The sequence below is a fragment of the Methanoculleus sp. SDB genome (assembly GCA_001412355.1).
In the GTDB taxonomy this organism is placed as follows: Archaea; Halobacteriota; Methanomicrobia; order Methanomicrobiales; family Methanomicrobiaceae; genus LKUD01.
This window is the reverse complement of the sequence record LKUD01000049.1, coordinates 1-16,239: the sequence shown is the minus strand read 5'-3', so window position 1 is coordinate 16,239 and position 16,239 is coordinate 1. Positions and strand designations below refer to the sequence as shown.

At 57.4% G+C, this 16,239-nt stretch carries 16 protein-coding genes; 7 read left to right on the top strand and 9 right to left on the bottom strand.

The features are described 5' to 3' along the window. Positions 1–7: 7 nt before the first annotated feature. The 8 genes from APR53_10420 to APR53_10385 all read right to left on the bottom strand — a co-directional run bounded on the left by APR53_10420 (position 8) and on the right by APR53_10385 (position 8,206). A complete protein-coding gene (locus APR53_10420; GenBank protein ID KQC04451.1) occupies positions 8–256 on the bottom strand; it encodes an ATPase in 249 nt (82 codons plus the stop codon). Beyond that, the gene (locus APR53_10415; protein ID KQC04450.1) at positions 256–2,229 is read right to left on the bottom strand and encodes an ATP synthase subunit I; all 1,974 of its coding nucleotides are present in this window, start codon (positions 2,227–2,229) and stop codon (positions 256–258) included. Before APR53_10415 ends, APR53_10420 begins: the two co-directional genes overlap by 1 nt. Continuing rightward, the gene (locus tag APR53_10410) at positions 2,222–2,545 is read right to left on the bottom strand and encodes an ATPase (GenBank protein KQC04449.1); all 324 of its coding nucleotides are present in this window, start codon (positions 2,543–2,545) and stop codon (positions 2,222–2,224) included. Before APR53_10410 ends, APR53_10415 begins: the two co-directional genes overlap by 8 nt. Positions 2,546–2,619: 74 nt before the next feature. Next, positions 2,620–3,075 carry a hypothetical protein gene (locus APR53_10405; protein ID KQC04448.1) on the bottom strand — a complete coding sequence of 152 codons (456 nt, stop codon included), beginning with the start codon at positions 3,073–3,075 and terminating at the stop codon, positions 2,620–2,622. A gap of 302 nt (positions 3,076–3,377) precedes the next feature. After that, positions 3,378–3,632: a hypothetical protein gene (locus APR53_10400; GenBank protein ID KQC04447.1), complete on the bottom strand. Its 255-nt coding sequence runs from the start codon at positions 3,630–3,632 to the stop codon at positions 3,378–3,380. A gap of 1 nt (position 3,633) precedes the next feature. Continuing rightward, complete coding sequence (locus APR53_10395; protein KQC04497.1) at positions 3,634–4,908, bottom strand: peptidase U62; 1,275 nt, start codon at positions 4,906–4,908, stop codon at positions 3,634–3,636. Positions 4,909–4,927: 19 nt separating this feature from the next. Beyond that, positions 4,928–6,256 (bottom strand): peptidase U62, encoded by a 1,329-nt coding sequence (locus tag APR53_10390; protein ID KQC04446.1) that lies wholly within the window; start codon positions 6,254–6,256, stop codon positions 4,928–4,930. Positions 6,257–6,259: 3 nt separating this feature from the next. Beyond that, positions 6,260–8,206: an ATP-dependent protease Lon gene (locus APR53_10385; GenBank protein ID KQC04445.1), complete on the bottom strand. Its 1,947-nt coding sequence runs from the start codon at positions 8,204–8,206 to the stop codon at positions 6,260–6,262. An 83-nt stretch (positions 8,207–8,289) separates the two neighbouring features. Here APR53_10385 and APR53_10380 point away from each other — a divergent pair, with 83 nt between their 5' ends. From APR53_10380 to APR53_10365, 4 genes are read left to right on the top strand one after another with little or no spacing between them, the layout of a single operon-like run. Then, a complete protein-coding gene (locus APR53_10380; protein KQC04444.1) occupies positions 8,290–9,138 on the top strand; it encodes a ribose-phosphate pyrophosphokinase in 849 nt (282 codons plus the stop codon). Beyond that, positions 9,135–10,112, top strand: a complete 978-nt coding sequence (locus tag APR53_10375) for a hypothetical protein (protein KQC04443.1) — start codon at positions 9,135–9,137, stop codon at positions 10,110–10,112. Before APR53_10380 ends, APR53_10375 begins: the two co-directional genes overlap by 4 nt. Then, a complete protein-coding gene (locus APR53_10370) occupies positions 10,109–10,564 on the top strand; it encodes a nucleotide-binding protein (GenBank protein KQC04442.1) in 456 nt (151 codons plus the stop codon). Before APR53_10375 ends, APR53_10370 begins: the two co-directional genes overlap by 4 nt. A 21-nt stretch (positions 10,565–10,585) precedes the next feature. Next, positions 10,586–11,203 carry a PyrE gene (locus APR53_10365; GenBank protein ID KQC04496.1) on the top strand — a complete coding sequence of 206 codons (618 nt, stop codon included), beginning with the start codon at positions 10,586–10,588 and terminating at the stop codon, positions 11,201–11,203. Here APR53_10365 and APR53_10360 read toward each other — a convergent pair. Continuing rightward, positions 11,181–13,466, bottom strand: a complete 2,286-nt coding sequence (locus tag APR53_10360) for a hypothetical protein (protein KQC04441.1) — start codon at positions 13,464–13,466, stop codon at positions 11,181–11,183. The two genes, APR53_10365 and APR53_10360, sit on opposite strands and share 23 nt — an antisense overlap. 182 nt (positions 13,467–13,648) lie before the next feature. On the opposite strand from APR53_10360, the gene APR53_10355 reads away from it, so the two are divergent. The 3 genes from APR53_10355 to APR53_10345 all read left to right on the top strand — a co-directional run. Next, the gene (locus tag APR53_10355; GenBank protein ID KQC04440.1) at positions 13,649–15,235 is read left to right on the top strand and encodes a thermosome subunit; all 1,587 of its coding nucleotides are present in this window, start codon (positions 13,649–13,651) and stop codon (positions 15,233–15,235) included. Further along, positions 15,232–15,753 (top strand): hypothetical protein, encoded by a 522-nt coding sequence (locus APR53_10350; protein KQC04439.1) that lies wholly within the window; start codon positions 15,232–15,234, stop codon positions 15,751–15,753. The genes APR53_10355 and APR53_10350 overlap by 4 nt, the downstream gene beginning before the upstream one ends. A gap of 241 nt (positions 15,754–15,994) precedes the next feature. Next, positions 15,995–16,239, top strand: a 245-nt coding sequence (locus APR53_10345) for a hypothetical protein (GenBank protein ID KQC04438.1), incomplete at its 3' end; no start/stop codon positions are given.

Here is a 16,239-nt window from a genome sequence, read left to right as displayed (position 1 = left end):
GATCTCCCTAGAACAGCAGCAGGAGTGCGACGACAAGACCGAAGATGACAATCGTTTCCGGAATGACCGTAAAGATGAGCGCAAGACCGAACATGTCCTTGTTCTCTGCGGTAGCGCCCACAGCTGCGGCACCAATGCTCATTTCTGCAATACCCGTAGCAATACCGGTCAGCCCGACCGCAAGACCTGCGCCGACTGCCTTAAGTCCCATTGCCGATGCTTCTGCTACTTCGAGTGTCATAGTTTCAACTGCCATTATGAATCCTCCGTAAATCTTCTTTTCATGCCAAATGGATGGTATTTCAGTCCCCCACCTTTGTAGAATTTGGTGAAGAACTCAACATAGTGCAACCTGATTGAGTGCAGTCCGCCCCCAAGCAGGCCGAGTGCCGTATTGAGTACGTGCCCGAGAAGGAACAACACCAAGCCGGCAATGATGATGACGACCCCGAGCGGGGTCAGATGTTCGATTTGTGGTTCAATCAGCATGCCGATCGAGATGAAATTCACGACCATCGCGATGGCAACTGACGACAGTCCGACTGCTACAATACGAGCATAGGACAGAAGGTGGCTGAGGATCGTCGGAAGCTCAACCACTTCGAGTGCATTTTCCTGGGCGATCGCAATAACGCCTGCCACGACGAAGACCGCCCCTATGACCGCTGCGACATTGAGGCCGGCAGCAATAACCGGGAGAGCGGTCAGATCGGGCATAATGGGAAGCGGAAAGATCGACCAGATCATGAACAGGAGACCCCACATCGTGGCGAGCCAGCCGGCATTGGCAATTAAGACCTTGGTTGCATGCGAACCATGGTACAGTCTGCGTGCATTCGCCATGCCGAGAATCCGCCCGAGCGAGATGTGAAGAATGCCTATCCATACGGACATGATCATCAATTCTGCAACCTGGGGGCCGTGGCCTCCTCCATGACCGCCGATATTAAGATGGCGGCTGAAGATAATCGGCGGCCAGGGTAGTGCAAATCCGATGAATTCGCTATACAGGATACCAAAGAAAATACTTGAAATACTTGCGTTCCTGAGCGTGTCAAGCAACCTTCCTGCGGCATCGCCCTTCAGGAATTTCCGAAGGCCGATACTCATCACAAGCAGGATAAGACCATAGGCGACATCCCCGAGAATCAGCCCGAAAAAGATGGGAAACACGATGGAGACCATCAGCGTCGGATCGAGTTCGCGATATCGCGGACGGGAATACGCATCCATAAGAATTTCTGTCGGGCGGGAGAACGACGGATTATCGTACTCGACGGGGACGGTGTCCCGATCGTAGTCGATCTCCAATTCCGAAATGAAAACCTTCCCGTCTGTCGCCTTCCGGAGCGCTTCGGTAAGGCCCGGAATATCTTCTGACAGTACCCAGCCCTCCGCGACAAACGCTTCATCGGTGGTGGCGAACCGCAACGGTACTTCCGTCTGCTCAACTTCTGCCGTGAGTAGTTCGTCGCATGCCACCAGGAACGCAGAATTCGCTTCTTTCTGTGCTGCCAGACGGTCCGCAAGACCGGTGATCTCAGCCTCGAGCCGTGTAATTTCCGCTGTGTACCAGGCAATCCGGTCGGCGGGATATCCCGTCTCTTCCGGAACCGCCACCGCCTGGAAACGGGCTTCGAGGAGCGTTCGCTCCACCTCGTCCTTCGTCTCCAGCGGCACGACTGCCACCAGGAAATTCCCGGGAACGGTATCGGTAAAGTACTTTTCATGGGGAACGCTCAGCATTACATCCGCCAGGATGTGCCCGGCGAATACGAAAAAGCGTTCATATCCCCGATACAGTTCCATGGGAAGGGGCACGGCAACAAACGGCTGAAGATCACGGATCTTCTGCCCGTATTCCCGCAGGGTCGTTTCGAGCTTCATTTTATTCGCGTTGAGATTCTGGATTTCTGTTTCAATCCCAGGAAGATCTCGGTCAATACGCGAACGCAGCGTGCTCACGGAAATACGGGCTGTCGGTTCGACACCTGCCCGATCGATACCCGCTGAGCTCACAACCGACCGTACGCGAAGAACTTCACTCGACACGGTGCCGGCTCCGGGGAGCGGCATGCCGATTCTGAAACCCTCGTACCCTTCCTCTTTCTGCTCGACAAAATCCTCGATATGAAAGATTTGACGACGGTACAACTCACGGATCACGGGCTCAAGCTGTTCCTTTGAGGCGGCTATCAATAGCCGGCTCATCGGTCGAGCCTTAAACATTCAGCTGCCCCTTGAACCGTTCTACAAGTAATTCAACCGCTCTGCTGAGATTCCCGACTGCTGCGGATCTCATGGCGGCTGTACCCTGCTCACCCTTTTTGAGGGTTTCTTCAAACTTCTGCGCTGCATCATTTCGGGCATCGGCGAGGCACTTCTTCCGGTAATCCTCTACATCCAGCTTTGCTTTCTGGACGAGCTGATCGGCCTCCTGTTCCGCACTCGCAATGCTGCGTTTCTTCTCTTCCTCAGCAGCGCTGATCATTGATTTGTACTCTTCTTCTGCCTTTTTGATACTCTGTAGGACCTCAGTCTTCATCCAACCCTCCTCTCACGGCAATACAATAACTCATGATAAGGATGGTTAATATGTGTTGTTATTTTCATATTCGCTCAGTCTGCATCCAGATGCAAAAACGAGATTTCCTCTGGAAAACCTTCGACCGTAACGCCTCCCGATACACCTCTGATGCGGATTCCTGCCAGCTCCTCAGATGTGCAGATCAGGTGCTGTTCGGGGTGGGTTCCCCGCCTTATTGTACAGTTTCCGACCACTTCGGGCCCTGCCGAAACGACCATCCTGATATGCGGCGACCCAGGGTGATCACGGGGGAGAACAACAAGGGGCATGTGATAGGTACGGACAATTTCAAGGAGCATGATCGCCAGACGAACAGGGCCGCCTTCCGGTGCAGAAACCACAACCACGTCATCGGGAGCGAGAGGCTGATCGATCTCGGCACGGAGGGTTTCCAGATGAAGGATAAAGCCCTCGTTGACTCTGCCGACTAAAATAAACGAATGGCCGCCTTCAATGAGAAGCAGATCACGAAAAAGTGGAATATTCATAGCGGAACGACATCATGTGAACCGCATGCAGGACATTCGGGAAATTTGCTGGTAAACGCGATAGCGCATTCATTGCAGCGGAACCTCTTCGGACCTTTCCCTTTCATCTGCCTTTCAATATCCTCGTCGTTACTCTCAAAGTCCACGTTGGACGCGCCGCCAGTCGTACACATGGTCCATCACCACCTCCTCTGTTAGCCGCACATGCTATATAGGTGTTGTTCATCGGAAATTTCCGCGCCGGATTCGGGCGAAATCGCCCGCTCACGCATGGAACCGGGACTCACACGATCCCCCGGCCATTATATCGATATACCGACCAGGTGGAGGATAACCACCAGTACGGCACCCGGCAGCCCGCCAAGAGCACAGACAATCACCGTCGCCCATGTGATCGGGATCTGCCCGATGCCCAGAAAATCAAACTGGTTGAGCAGGAAGAGGGTGACAAGACCGATAATCGAATTGATGATGAGCGTGGACGCCTTCTTCAGGAAATAATATATCCCCGCCGCCACCGCGATGGCCACAATGATGGTCAGGATTGCTTCTATCATCCTACTTACCAATGATCTGCATGCTCTTGAATCTTACCGGGGGAAGGATCATCGTTCCGACAATCCGGTTCTCGCGGCCGAGGCCGTCGACACGGCCGAGCATCTCGAAGACGTTCCCGGCGAGCATGGCGGACCGTATCGGCGTGTCGAAGGCGCCGCCTTCCATCCAGAATGCATTCGAGAGCTCGACGGAGAAGTCACCCGTGATCGGGTTCGCGGTGTGGGCACCCACGAGATCATGTGCAAAGATCGCACGTTCTTCCGCAATCTCACACCGCGGCCCTTCCAGCAGAACATTCCGCACCCCGATGGCCGGCGAACCGCCCGCACCGCCGCGGACGGCGGAGCCCGTCGTCTCTTTGCCGTACCGGTACGCTGTTTTCAGGTCGTACGCAAAGCCGGACAGCACACCGTCTTTGATAAATTCGAGACGCCGTGTGGGGACGCCTTCCGCATCCCAGAGCGTGCTCCCGAGTCCCCGTGCATGCGGATCGTCACTGACGGATAGTGTTTCCCCGATCACCTGCTCACCGAGGCGGCCGGCGAGAAACGACCTGCCTGCATGAACATTCTTTCCCGAGAGCGCCGGGACAAGGACGTGCCCGAGGAGCTGGGAGAGAGCGACGGGAGAGAGAATAACATCGTGGGTGCCGGTCGCAATGTCGGTGCCGCCCACCGATTTCGCTGCATAAAAGGCTGCCTGCTTCCCCACATCAACGGGATCGACATCGAGGAAACACGACCGGTCGAATTCATAGCCCGTCGACGTGCCCGAGATTGCCTCGAGCGATATGCCGACACCGGTCTTTTCCATCGAATACCACACGCCGGCACTGTTTGCTAGGGTCAGGGAGGCTCGTGACAGGGCTGCCGACCCGCCGACCACATCGGCAGGGTAGGTGGCCGCACCGGCAAGCAACCCCCGGAGCATGTCGCGGGCCGGTTCGATCTCGACACGGACCGCCGGATCGAAGACCGGCACGCCGCCTTCGAGGTGCGCCGGGGCCGGCAGACCGTGCCATTCCTGCGGCGTAGCGAGCCTGCCTCCCGCAATTGCGGCTCCGAGGCATTCGCGCCATTTTTCCGGATCGTTCGTGCTCGAGATCCCGATGCGGCCGCCGCTGACTGTCCTGATACCCAGCCCCCACGACCGTGAGAGGTGAGCTTCTCCCACAATCGTCTGTTTCAGGTCGGCGGAGACGGACGAGCCTTCCCCGAAGAACACTTCGACCTCGTCGGCGAGACGGGCACCCTCCCGGAGAATTGCCTCGATCACGCTTCCGGAATCAGGATCATTACGCACCGGAACCACCCACCACCGCGTCTTTGAGAAGGATATGAGGGGACCCGTCGCTTACCGGTACGCTCTGTCCGCTTTTTCCGCAGAATCCCTGATGCATCTGCCTGTCCTGTGCGCACAGTACGATGGAATGCAGCGTGTGCAGGATCTCACCCGAGAGGGAAACGTCCCGCACCATCGCGCCCAGTTCCCCGTTTTCGACACGGTATCCGTATTCCGCGTTGAACTGGAATATGCCCCGCCCGGGATCAACCTGTCCGCCGCGCGAGCCTTTCAGGAGAATTCCGGTGCCGCAGCCTTCGAGAACTTCTTCCAGCGATGCATCCCCGTTTTCGATGAAGGTGTTGCTCATCCGTACAATCGGAGAATCGCCCGCCACTGCACGGGCATGCCCCGCCACACCGTCGCCGACGGCAGCGAGGGTCTGGCGGTTGTGGAGATAGGCTGAGAGGACGCCCTTCCGGATGATCTCCGTCCGCCGGACCGCTACGCCCTCGGCATCGACGGGTTCGAACCCAAATTCAGGGAGTGTCGGGTCGTCGACGATGGTGAGGATTTCATTCCCGATCTTCTCCCCGATTTTTCCCCGGATCACGGAACTTCCCTCTTTCACGAGATCGCCCTCGCTTGCATGTCCGATGGCTTCGTGAGCGAAGACACCGGCGAGTTCGGGATCAAGAACCGCGTGCATGCGCCCTCCTGTCGCGGGCCGTGCATCGAGGAGGGCGACCGCCCGCTCGGCAGCCTCCAGCCCCATCGCCTCGCGGTGCCGGAGGTTCAGCCCGCTAATCGTGTGCTCGCTTTCGCGCCCCATCTGCATCAGGTCGCCTTTCCGGGCGATCGCGAGGACCGAAAAGCCGCACCGCGAGATCTCGTACCTGTACTCCTGACCGCTGCTGTCAAGGAAGGCGACCCGGTTTATCCCTTCGATATAGCTGCCGCGGGTGCTCGAAATGCCCGGAATACGGGCTGCCGCCTCGATCGAGGCAAGAAGATCGCGTTTCTCCTCAAGGGACACGTCACGGGGATCTTCGCGGTGTGCCGGTACGGGGAGGATTCCCGACGGCGCATCGGCGAGCCTGACCTCTTCCTCGGTGACACGGGCGAGTTTCATCGCACGCCCGATGCAGTCCTCGATATCCGCTTTGCTGCAGGACGCATAGTTGTCGATGGTGAGGATCCCCCAGCCCTTTCCCGCGAGCACCCGGAGTACTGCCTTGTCAAAAAAGCTGGTTCCGGCCGATTCCACAACAGTGTTGTCGATATCGATGTGGGTGGTCTCGCCTCCCACGTGCCGGATATCCCAGTACCGCGGCTCCTCCATATCCTATACCCCCGAAGGGGCTGTGAGGGTCGTCTCAAACGCAGCGGGAGTGGCCTTTTCCGCAATCTTCCGGATTTTTGCGAGGAAGCCCTCCCGGTTCTCCGGGACGAGTGCGATCTCGAGCACTTCCTCGATTGTTTCGACAGGGACGACTTCGACCAGCGACTGGTACCGCTCTTCGATGAGCACATCGTCGCGGTTGGCATACGGGATAATGACTTTTTTAATCCCCGCCTTGGCGGCAGCCTCGATCTTATAGGTGACGCCGCCCACGGGAAGGACGTTGCCGCGGACGGAGAGCGACCCCGTCATGGCGATGTCCTGCCGAACGGGAATGCCCTCGACAGCGCTGATTACCGCAGTCGCCACACTGATGGATGCCGAATCACCCTCGACACCACCGTAGGTGCCGATGAACTGGATGTGGACATCGAGGTTTTTGATGTCTTTTCCCGTGAATTTCTTTATGATGGCGCTCACGTTTTTGATGGATTCCTGGGCGATCTCCTTGAGCATCCCGGTCGCAATCACGGTGCCCGTCGCACCCTGCGTGGGCGTGACTTCCGCCATGATGGGGAGTACCGAGCCCGAGTCGGTGCCCATGACCGCGAGGCCGTTCACCCGACCGATGGACGTGCCTTCAATCACGGTCAGTTCATACTCGCGGCTGCGCCGGATGTACTCGTCCGATACCTGATCCTCGATGGAGCGTGCCATCTCCTTGGCCCCGATCACGTGCTCCGCGGTCGTGACGTCGGCACCCTGCTGCCGTGCGAGGTCGCCTGCGACACGGATCAGCCCGCCCATGTCACGAAGTTTCAGGGTCAGGTGGCCCTTCCGGTTGCTGCGCCTGAGCCCCTCGCGTATGATCTCCTCTATCGCACTCCTGTTGAAATGCGGGATTTTTCCGTCGTTTTTGACTTCCTGCGCGATGAACCTGATGAACTTCCTGCGGTTGTCGGGCGTATCCTCCATCGTCTCTTTCATGTAGACTTCATACCCGTACCCGCGGATACGGGAGCGGAGTGCGGGGTGCATGCCCTGCATCGCATCCAGATTCCCTGCCGCAATCATCACGAAACGGCACGGTACGGGCTCCGTCCTGACCATGGCACCGCTCGAACGCTCGCTCTGTCCGGTGATCGGGAATTCGCCTTCCTGAAGTGCCGTGAGGAGGTTCTGCTGAGAGTGGGGGGTGAGGGTGTTGATCTCGTCGATAAAGAGCACGCCTTTGTGCGCCTTGTGAATCGCCCCTGCCTCGACACGGTCGTGCGAGGGTGTTTCCAGACCGCCGCTCTGGAAAGGATCATGGCGCACGTCCCCGAGCAGGGCACCCGCATGCGAACCCGTGCCGTCGATAAACGGCGCCGTTGCCTTGCCGTCGTTGGATATGAGCAGTTTGGGAACCATCGCCTCTTCGCGGGGTGTCGAATACTTCAGTGCCATGAAGACGAACGCGGCCGCGATGATGCCCATCAGCCACTGCATCGTGATGAAGGCGTACCCCACAATACCGAAGATCAGGAGCATGATGAGGGTGTTTCTCATCTGCATCCGTTTCCGGACCTCGTTTTTATGTGCCGCCACAATCTCTTTACCGCGGCCCGCCTTGACGGTCCGTACAATCGGTGTATTCGAATCCTCTGAATTCGGGTAGATCAGGATATCCTGCATCTCCTCTTTGGGGAGGAGCTCCGCCATTGCCTTTGCAAGCATGGATTTGCCGGTGCCGGGTGTCCCGATCATCATCACGTGCCGCCGCTGCACCGCCGCCTTTTTTATCACCTCGACGGCATGCTCCTGTCCTATCACCTGATCGATCAAACTCGTGGGGATATCGATATCGGAGGATGTATCTATCTCCAGATCATCGAGGACGATTTCCTCGAATTCGGGCTCATCCTGATTCGTTATTGTGGTATCGTGAACCGTATCATCTGAATTTACCATGAGCGGATTTACCTCTCTTCACGAATAGTTCTTTAATAAATCATTCCTGATACTTTAAGTACTTTCTAGAAAAGGTAATGCAAATGAAAGTAATATGCACGGAAAAATCCCAGATTCTCGGAAGCCGCCTCGCCGCAGCCCTGGGAGCCGATATCACTGACGCACGTTTCGCCCGTTTCCCCGACGGAGAGCTATATGTCCGGGCGGGAGGGCTCGATATGGAGATGGTGGTTGTGGGAAGCATTGTCGACAGCGATTCGTTCGTCGAACTCCTGCTGCTCATCGATGCATGCGCTGACGCCAGGACAACGCTGGTCATTCCGTATATGGGCTACGCCCGGCAGGACAAACAGTTCAATCCCGGGGAGCCCGTCAGTGCACGGGCGATCGCACGGGCGCTCAGCCGCGGCGTCGACCGCGTGATAACCGTAAATATCCACGAGGATTCCGTGCTCTCCCATTTCGACGTACCGGCCGTATCAGTCTCCCTCGCTCCCGACATCGGGGCATTTCTCGGGACGACGGGATTCACGAATCCCCTCATTCTGGCACCTGACGGCGGTGCGGCGGCATTCGCGGGAGCAATCGCAGCAACGGGCGGCTGGGACTGCGACGAGCTTGCAAAGACCCGGCTCTCCGGTGACCGGGTCCGTATCGAGCCGAAGAGCATCGCGGCGGCGGGCCGGGAGGTCGTGATCGTGGACGACATCATCTCGACAGGCGGCACTCTTGCGACGGCAACGGGCATGCTGTACGAGGCCGGTGCAGCCGCCGTCCATGCCGCCTGCGTCCACGGCGTACTGGCGGGCGGAGCGTATGCCCGCCTCTGCCATGCGGGTGTCCGGTCGGTTACGGCGAGCGATACCATCGAATCCGCATCCAGCGGTTTCTCCGCCGCAGAACGTATTGCCGCGGAACTCCTGATATCATGATCAGGATAGACGGGTCATACCTGGAAGGGGGCGGCCAGATCATCCGCGGAGCGGTGGCGTTCTCGGCCCTTGAGGGAGTACCCGTCGAGATAATCAATATCCGGAAAAACCGTCAGAATCCCGGCCTTGCCCCCCAGCATATCGCAGCCGTACGGGCAGTGGCCGGGGTATGCGGGGCCGAATGCACGAACCTCGTTCCCGGAAGCACGGACCTCGTCTTTACCCCGCATGAGCTCACCGGGCAGGATCTTGTCATCGATGTCGGCACGGCGGGCAGCATCGCCCTTGTCCTGCAGGCATGGGTGCCCGTCGCACTTGCCTCGGGGGGCCGAATCACGGTCACCGGTGGAACGGAGGTACAGAAGAGCCCGACGATTGAGTACTTCGATGCCGTCTTCTGCGAGACACTCCGCCGTTACGGGGCCGGGATATCCGTCGAGGTGCACGAACGGGGATATTACCCGCGTGGCGGGGGGCGGGTGACGGTTCATGTCAGGAAAACACACCTCCGGCCGCTGACGCCGGACACCCCGTCCGCTCCCGTCCGTATCTTCTCCTGCTCCTCGCGCCTGCCGGCCCACGTCGCCCGGCGGCAGGCAGCCGCAGCCGCACGCCGGCTCTCCGAGCTGCATCCGGCCTGCATCATCGATACGCGTGACGGCCCCTCTCCGGGGAGTTCCTGCACGGTTGTCGCGGGAAGAAAAGGAGGCATCGCCCTTGGCCGCCGCGGCTACCCGGCGGAAGCCGTGGGAACCGACGCTGCCGACGCATTTCTGGATGCCTGCGCGGAGCCGGGTGCGACCGACCGGCACCTTGCGGATCAGCTTGTCATTATTCTCGCGTCGGCGGGAGGGCACATCACAACCGCCCGGCCGACGGATCATACGAAGACCATGTGCCGGCTTTCGGCAGCCTTCGGGCACGACATCTCCCTCAGGGAGAGAGCGGGCGGCATCTGGGAGATAGCTGCATGAGTATTGTTCTCGATGCATCGGCTTTTTTTACGGATGTCCCTCTTACCGGACCCCTGTATACCACCCCGGATGTCGCCGCCGAACTGAAGGATCTCGCGTCAAAATGCCGGTTCGAGACACTGCGTGCAGCGGGCCTGCAGGTCAGGGAGCCCGCCCCCGGAACGGTTGCCGACGTGCGGGCGGAGGCGGTGCGGACGGGTGATGCACCCGTGCTTTCGGAGACCGATATCGGCGTTATTGCTCTCGCGATCGACCTTGGCGCCACCGTCTCCACGGACGATTTCGCGCTTCAGAATGTGGCGATGCGCATGAACGTTCCTGTGCAGCCGATCCTGCAGCGCCGGGCGAAACCACGGCAGTGGCGGTACCGCTGCAGCGGATGCGGCCGCTATTTTAAAAATGAAGGGACATGTGAATTCTGTGGAGCGCAGATAAAAAGAAGGCTTAAATAGATGGTGGCAAACCTCTTCCGCATGTCATCCCTCGAAGAGTTGATCGCGAAAGCCAGAATGCTTCAGGCAAAAGGCCACAGCCCGAGCCAGATCGCCGATGAACTTTCGCTCTCGATGGAGACGATCACCTGGCTGCTCACCCAGAAAAAAGGTTCGGAGGTGCCCAAAGACATCCATATCGACTGGTCCGGTGTCAGTTCCCACGCCGATATGCTCAGGAGCATCGCCACGATGATGTTCACACGGTGGTACCACGCGTGCAGTTCCCCGCAGGGAGGTGCGGAGGAACCCGAATTACCGACCGTCGTCATCGGTGTGGCGCAGTCGGGCATTCCTCTCGCAACACTCATCGCCGCGGAGATGGACCTGCGGTTTACCATGTACTACCCGAAAAAGCATGCTCCGGGCGACAAACCGGTCGGTTCCGTGAGCGATAACTTTTCAAAGGTTTCGGGGGAGCGCTGCCTCATCGTCGACGACGTGATCACGAGCGGCAATACGATGCGGGAGATCGTCGACTTCCTGCATACCCACGGTGCCTACCCCGTCGGGATCTCCGTTATCTTCGACAAACGCAACCTCCGTGACGTGGATGGCGTGCCGGTCTGTGCGCTGTTTAAGGTGTCGCGGATTGACTGAACTCTCCTGAGGGGGACTGACCCCCCTCCGTGGATGCCGGTTCCAGCCGAAAACCGTCCGGGGGCACTTCGATCTCAAAACGCGCTCCGTTCCCTTCCGTGCCGGTTTCACGAATCGTCATCCCCGTGATGCCGAGGATCTCCCGGACAAGAAAGAGGCCGAATCCCGTGTTGCGCCCGACACCCCTTTTAAATATATCCTTTTTTTCCGGTTCCGGGACGCCGACGCCATTATCCTCAACGATGATCACAGCGCTGTCATCGCGCCGCTCCCAGCTCACATAAATCCCCGTGACATGCTCCCCATGCCGGACGGCATTGTCTAAAAGATTGAAAAAAACCTTCTCAAGCAGAGGATCGGCGTAGATTTCCAGCGCTCCTGTCGTAATCTCGAGAGTGATGCCAAGCATCGGAACGGAGAGCGCCGACAAGCGCACAATCGCAGCCACGTTCTGCCAGAGGGGGCTTCTCACACCCATATCCTGATAATCTCGGGTAAAGGATATCTGGCGCTGGATGGTATCGGCAAGTGATCGTATCCGCTCAAAATACTTGCGCATCCGCTCATCGTCAGGAAGTATTTCGTCGAGAAGGTAGAGGTACCCGAACATCCCCGTCAGTTTGTTGAGGATGTCGTGGCGGGTGATATTGGCAAGGAGATTGAGCTTTTTATTCGCTTCCTCGAGCCCTGCCCGTGCCATGTACATCCCGGTGATATCCATTAAAATACCTGTCATGCGGTACGGCCGTTTGTGGCCGGCGCGATACTGTGCCCTTCCGACGCTCTGTACCCATTTCCACCGCCCGTCCTTACACCGGACGCGGTATTCCACGGTGAAAAACGGTATTTTTCCCAGGAGATAATCTTCGGTCGTCTGCCGGATCCGTTCACGATCATCGGGATGAATGAGCTGTTCGTAAAAATTCTTCTCACCTGAGAATTCTTCCTCGCTGTACCCGAGCTGCTCGGCCCACTGCCGGTTAAACGTTTCATCCCCGGTTTCCATGTCACGGTCCCAGATCCCGATTCCCGCTCCTTCTATGGCAAGCTTGAGGCGTTCCTCATTCTCACGGTGCAGATCCTCGGATCGTTTGCGGGCGGTGATGTCCCGGACCACGCCCTCAATGGCAATGAGATCCCCTTCCGTGTTGAAAACCGGGACATCGAGCTCTTCGGTCCAGATTATCCGCCCGTTCTTCTTGATCCGCTGAAGCTGTACGGGCCTCTTTTTCGGGATATTGCCCTGCAAAACAGAGCGGAACCGCATCTGGTCGTCGGGGTGGACCGTGTTCTTTCCCAGATCCGGATCAGCGTAGAATTCTTCCGGGGTGTAGCCGGTAATAGCCGCCGCCGCAGGGCTTATATAAGTAAATCTCCGTGACGGAGTGAGTTCATACCGGAAAATCATGTCGTGAACGTCATTTGCGAGGCGCATGAGCCGTTCCTGGTTCTCCCGGATCGTTTCCTCCGCAATTTTTCGTTTCGTGATATCAAAGACGACTCCCTGAATGGAGACGGGCGTTCCGGTATGGTCGGTGATATTCTGGATCTGGTCATGCACCCATGCCAGGTTTCCGTCACGACGCACAATGCGGTATTCCCGCTCGGTGGAATAGAAGGGAAATCCCCGTATCTTCTCGTCCGAAGCGTTGAGCAGGGCGCGATCCCCCGGAAAAACGATCTCCTCGAGTCTGATGACACCCTGAAGAAAATCCTCCTGCGAATAGCCGGTGATCTTCAGTACCGCACCTTCGAAAAAGACGGGAGTCCCGTCAGTCTTCATTTCATATGCGATGCCCTTGAAATTTTCAAAGAAAGACCGGTGCCGCTCTTCGCTCTGCCTGAGCGCCTCCTCGGCTGCATGCTGCCGGACTGCCTGCCAGATGAGATGGTGCAGCTTCGTATAGCGGATGTGAGGGTCCCATTCCTTCGACAGGTAGAAATCCGCCCCCAGGCTCAGTGCCGGGAGGGCGGCCTGTTCGTCGCCCCGGTTACTCTGGAGAATAAGGGCGATCGACGGATAGAACAACCGTGCGTCGCGAATGAACGGCATGAGATCGCCTGCCATAACAGTCGTATCAAGAACGGCCGCATCATACCGCGCTGCCTGAATCCGTTCGCGGGCCTCAAATGAGGAGAGGGCCGTATCAACCTGAATTGAACCGGTTTTTTCAAGAAAGAGAACCAGGAGTTCCGCAGAGCAGGGATCATTTTCCACGAGAAGCACACGGATCATATCGAAAAAACTCCGCCTGTGAATCATTCGACACCGTCACAACTATTAAATATTTCCCTCGGCACAATTCTGCCGATCATCGCGTCACGGCGGCAGGCACCGCGGAGTTGCCGGAAATAGCAGGGAGATTTATCCGGTTCAGCTGGCATGCATCAAAGCCCTTATATAGAAGTTTAATTCCACCTGTAAGAGAGAACGGAGGATTTCCTATGGTTGGAACACAGCCCATCATTATTTTACGCGATAACGTGGAGCGCACCCGCGGGCAGGAAGCCCAGCGTTCCAATATCATGGCAGCAAAAGCCATTGCGAGCGCGGTGAGAACAACGCTCGGGCCCCGGGGGATGGATAAGATGCTGGTCGCACCGTCTGGAGACGTCGTCATCACAAACGACGGGGCGACGATTCTGCACGAGCTTTCCGTATCCCATCCCGGCGCAAAGATGATCGTTGAAGTCGCGGAGACGCAGGACGATGAAGTCGGCGACGGCACCACCACCGCCTGCATCCTTGTCGGCGCACTCATGGAGGAGGCCGAACGCATGCTCGAGCAGAAGATACACCCGACCGTCATCTCGAACGGGTTCCGGCTCGGCATGAACAAGGCGCTGGCAATCCTTGATGCAAATGCAATCATTTCGAAGGGCGAGGACCGCGATCTGCTGCTGAAAGTGGCGAAGACCGCCGTCACCGGCAAGTCCATCGAGGGCGTCCGTGATAAAATCAGCGAGATCGTCGTCGAAGCGGTGACAATGGTTGCCGAAAAGAAAGAGGACGGCACCTTTGTTGTCGATGAGGACGACATCAACATCAAGACGATGATTGGTGATCATATCGACGATGCGGAACTTGTCCCCGGTTTCATCATCGACAAGACCCGTGTCGATGAAGCAATGCCAAAAAAGGTTGCGAATGCAAAGATCGCCCTCCTTGCACAGGCGCTTGAGATCTCCAAGACACAGGTGAAGTCCAAGATCAAGATCACCTCCTCGGAGCAGATGCATGCATTCTCCGAGCAGGAGCAGGAGGCGCTGAAAGGCCTCGCCGATAAAATCCGCGCAACGGGTGCGAACGCAGTCTTCTGCCAGAAGGGCATCTCCGATCCCGTGCAGTATTATCTCGCAAAGCAGGGCATCTTTGCAATCCAGGACGTTCCCGAGGCGGATATGAAGGCGCTCGCTAAGGCGGTCGGCGGCACGATCGTCAACAAGCCCGACGACGTCGATAACGGGATGCTCGGCACCGCCAGCATGATCGAGGAGATGAAGGAGATCAAGATCACGAAGGTGTCAGGCTGCGAAAACCCGAAGACCGTGAGCATCCTCCTGAAGGGAGGGAGCCAGGTGCTGATCGACGAGCTCGAGCGTGCCGTCTACGATGCACAGCGTGTGGTGCAGGACGCCCTTGAGGACGGGAAGTATATCATCGGCGGCGGTGCAATCGACACGGAACTCTCGATGCAGATCCGTGACTACGCGTCAACGATCGGCGGTCGGACCCAGCTCGCAATCGAGGCGTTCGGCAGAATTTTTGATTCAATTCCCCGGACTCTTGCCGAAAACTCCGGCCTTGACCCGATCGACGTTCTCGTCGAGCTCAAGAAGGCCCACTCCGCCGGCAAGAAATACGCGGGGATCGACGTGTTCACCGGCAAAGTAACCGATATGTACAAGGCGGGCGTCATCGAACCGCTTCGCGTCAAGCGCCAGGCAGTGCAGAGCGGCGCCGAGGCGGCATCCATGCTCGTCCGTGTCGACGACATGATGATCACCCAGTCCCGGGCGCCCAAGATGTGATCGCCGGGAAAAGAAGATACTCCCAATTTTTTCCGGGACTGCGCACCCGGATTTTTTTATTTTATTTTTTCCGAAAAGGGTCCTTTCAGCCTGCCGGTAACAATTTCGGCCTGTTTTTTAGGCACCGTATCCTGAAAAACGGGATCTCACCTGCGCGTACCGATCACGATCTGCGGCTGGCTTGCGCTTCCGGAAAAACCCAATTCTCACCCGCGGGAGCAGGTGAGCACGATTTCAACGTCTGGCTCCATTATCGGCTTGTCCTGCGGGAGGCTCGTGCCCTTGAAAAAGATCAGCACCGTATCGGGGATAATGCAGTGTGCGAGCAGGGCACCCTCATAGGTGTCGCCGGGCCGGACCGTCCACTCGATCACGCCACCGCCGGGGCGGACGGTCATCCGGCAGACGGCCGGTGGCTGCACTCCGCGGTCGTCATCCCTTTCCGGCCCGGTTCCGAAATCCGGCCTGTCATCCTCGTCTCTCATACTCTCTCACCCGTCCCCCGAATCGATGCCTGACTCCTATCTATGAAAAGGTGTCTCGCACTATATTCACGTTTTTCTTCGTCTCGGTACAGTCCGATCCCTCCGGCCAGGACTGCTGTCCGTCGGGTTCGTTGATGATGGGACAACGATTGGCAGGGCGGTTCCTGAAGGTACCGTTAATAAATGGTTTTATATTAATATATATATAAAAATAGATCGCATTGCATAGAGTTATATTGTGCAATATAAAATATTTTCCCGGTGAGATATCGGGGTGAATATTTTGAGGAAGAAATTCATGGTTTTTCAGATACCCAAAATAGGATTATTGGCTTCGTTTGTCCTGATCAGTATTCTGTTAATAATACCGGTTTCTGCAGAAGCGGGAGAATTTGTCGGGTGGGGAGATAATACCTATGGGGCATTAAATATCCTCTTAGGAGGCGATTTTAAACAGGTATCCGCAGGACGTTATCACAACGCGGCACTCAAGGAAGACGGTTCTCTTGTTGCATGGGG